This is a genomic window from Mesorhizobium sp. (assembly GCF_017306585.1).
Lineage (GTDB): Bacteria > Pseudomonadota > Alphaproteobacteria > Rhizobiales > Rhizobiaceae > Mesorhizobium.
This window is the reverse complement of record NZ_JAFKIC010000362.1, coordinates 1-2,768: the sequence shown is the minus strand read 5'-3', so window position 1 is coordinate 2,768 and position 2,768 is coordinate 1. Positions and strand designations below refer to the sequence as shown.

At 64.2% G+C, this 2,768-nt stretch carries 1 protein-coding gene and 1 pseudogene; both read right to left on the bottom strand.

Features of this window, described 5'->3' with window-relative positions; translation table 11 throughout:
• Positions 1–104: 104 nt before the first annotated feature.
• Positions 105–2,474: an aminomethyltransferase family protein gene (locus J0I79_RS34755; RefSeq protein ID WP_292870635.1), complete on the bottom strand. Its 2,370-nt coding sequence runs from the start codon at positions 2,472–2,474 to the stop codon at positions 105–107.
• A 167-nt stretch (positions 2,475–2,641) separates the two neighbouring features.
• Positions 2,642–2,768: pseudogene (locus J0I79_RS34750) on the bottom strand (IS110 family transposase); the annotation flags it as partial.

Sequence of the window (2,768 nt, the reverse complement as noted above, 5' to 3'; positions counted from 1 at the left end):
AGCGGAGTGAGGCAGTGGCGCTCCCTGGAATACCCCTCATCCGTCTCGGCGCTACGCGCCGATCCACCTTCTCCCACAAGGGGAGAAGGCAAGAATTGCCGTTTTCAGGAACGCGGCCGGGTCTTCTGCGGGTCGTAATGGGCGAAGGCGACGACCCGCGCCGGCAGCCGCTTGGCATGGCCATCCAGCTTGCCGATTTCGACTTCCGTGCCGATGGCGGCGTGGGTGACGTCGAGCCTGGCCAGCGCGATGTTCTTGTTCAGCACGGGCGAACGCATGCCCGAGGTGACGACGCCGATCTGGGCGCGCCCGACATGGACGCAATCGCCATGGCCGACGGCGACATTACTGTCGATGTCGAGGCCGACCAGCTTGGTCTGCGGATGGTCCTTGCGCCGGATCAGCGCCTCGCGGCCGATAAAATCGTCGGTCTTGGTCTTCAGCGGGACGGTGAAGCCGATGCCGGCCTCGAACGGGTCGGTCTGGTCGGAAAACTCATATCCGGCGAAGATCAGCCCCGCCTCGATGCGCACCATGTCGAGCGCCTGCAGCCCCATCGGTTTCAGCCCGTGCGGCTGGCCGGCCTCCCAGATTGCGTCGAAGACCTTTTCGGCGTCGCGCGGGTGACACCAGATTTCGTAGCCGAGTTCGCCGGTATAGCCGGTGCGCGAGACGACCACGGGAATGCCGTTGCCGCCGCCGATGCGCGCGACCGCGAAGCGGAACCATTCCAGTTCTTCGATGGAGGGCTGCAGCGGCGAGGTCCAGATGACGTCCTTCAGGATGTCCCGGCTCTTCGGCCCCTGCACGGCGACATTGTGCATCTGGTCGGTCGAGGAGCGCACGAGCACGTTGAGGCCGAGTTTCTTCGCTGTCTCGCGCAGCCATTCGCCGGAAAGATCGTCGCCGCCGACCCACCGGAAATTGTCCTTGCCGAGCCGCAGCAGCGTGCCGTCGTCGATCATGCCGCCATGCTCGTAGCACATGGCGGAATAGACGACCTGGCCGATGCCGAGCTTCTTGACGTCGCGCGTCAGCGTGTATTGCAGCAGCGCTTCCGAATCCGGGCCGGTGACCTCGAACTTGCGCAGCGGTGACAGGTCCATGATCACCGCGTCCTGCCGGCAGGCCCAGTACTCGGCGATGGCGCCTTCCTTGGCGAAGGAATTGGCGAGCCAATAGCCCCTGTATTCGACGAAGTTGCGTGTGTGCTTGGCAAAGCTCTGATGGAAGGCGGTCTCGCGGGTCATTTTCGGTTCCGAATCGGGCGTCATGCGTCTGGCGATCGCTCGCGAGAATTTGTGCTGGCCGGAATAGGTCCGCACATGGATGTCAGTGAGGTCCCAGCCATTTGCCGGCGTCGTGTCGTCGGGGCAGGCGGAGGAGACGCAGACGATGTCGGTCAGCGCTCTCAGCAGCACATAGTCGCCGGCGCGCGACCAGGGCTCGTCCGAGACCATGACACCATGCGCGTCGATCGCGGTGTTGAAGAAGAAGTTGATCGCCATCCAGCCGGCGCGGGGATTGACGCCTTTGCCTGAAAGCGCGCGGTTGAAGTTCTCCGAGCAGTTGGTGTGACCGGGATAGCCGATGTCGTCGTAGTATTTCGCGGCGCAGGCGAGTGCGAAGGCGTCGTGCCGGCCGCATGTGTCCTGCACCACCTCGACCAGCGGCTCCATGTCCTGGTCGTAGTATTTCGAATGCAGGCCGGGCATCGGATAGCTGGCACCCATCAGCGTGCGCGTCGTCGTCACGTCGAGCGGATGGTCGAGGCCCTTGTCGAGCTTGCGTGCCGAGAAGCACTGGAAGTCGGTGCACTGCCGGCCGTCGACATCGATGATCTGAAGGTAGTCGCCAGCCTTGACGAAATAGGACTCCGCCGTTGCGGAATGGACGCGCAGGTCGAGCACCGGATCGGCGAGCGGATCGGCAAGCTGCCCTCGTGTCTTCAGCCGGATCGTGGCGCGGCGTACCATCACGGTCAACGGCGTCGCGGTGTTGTGGCCGTCGACCAGCATGGGTCCGCCGGGTGCCGCGATCAGCAGCGCGCCGTCGCGCTGCACCGAAAAACTCTGCTCGGTACCGGCCGGCGTGGCGCCGCCGAACATGCGAACAGCTTTCGGCTGGTCGAGTTGCACCCGTCGGCGCTCGAGGCTGAGGCGCAGCGCCGCGAGGCTGTCGTCGCCTTCGGCAAGCAGCGCCTTGATGCCGGCGGCGTTGCTGTTCGTCCGTTCGCCGAAAATGCCGGGATCCGTGGCGCCGGATTTGTCCCAGGCCAGCAATTCGCAGGGCTGGCCGCCCTCGACATTGCTGACGCTGACACTGTCGCCTGCCTCGAGGTCGATCAGCGCCGCGCCATTGCCTTGTACGGTGTAGCGCTCCAGGCCCGGCGGCAGCGCGATCTGCCCGGGCCGAAGGATCAGGCTCGGCCGGGGCGGTCCGGCTGTCACGGCAGGGTAGGGCGACTGGCTCATCTCAACCCTCCTCCGAGCGAGAAACAGGTTTGCCTGTGTGTAAAATTATTTTAGCGGTGAGAATAGCAGTGGGATCGCGTTTGGCAAGGCCGAGGTGGCATACGCTCCCCCTTCTCCCCTTGTGGGAGAAGGTGTCGCCGAAGGCGACGGATGAGCAACTGTGTTTGTCAGGATGGTTTTGGATTCCAAGGTTTGTCGTTTCGGATCATTGCGCTGAGGATGGTCAGGATCTTTCGTGCGACGGCCACGAGGGCGACCTTGGGCGCCTTGCCATTGGCGATGAGGCGCTGATGG

Bases quoted from the DNA above. Each gene is read 5' to 3' on its own strand.
- J0I79_RS34755 (WP_292870635.1), bottom strand. From the start codon at position 2,474: ATGAGCCAGTCGCCCTACCCTGCCGTGACAGCCGGACCGCCCCGGCCG.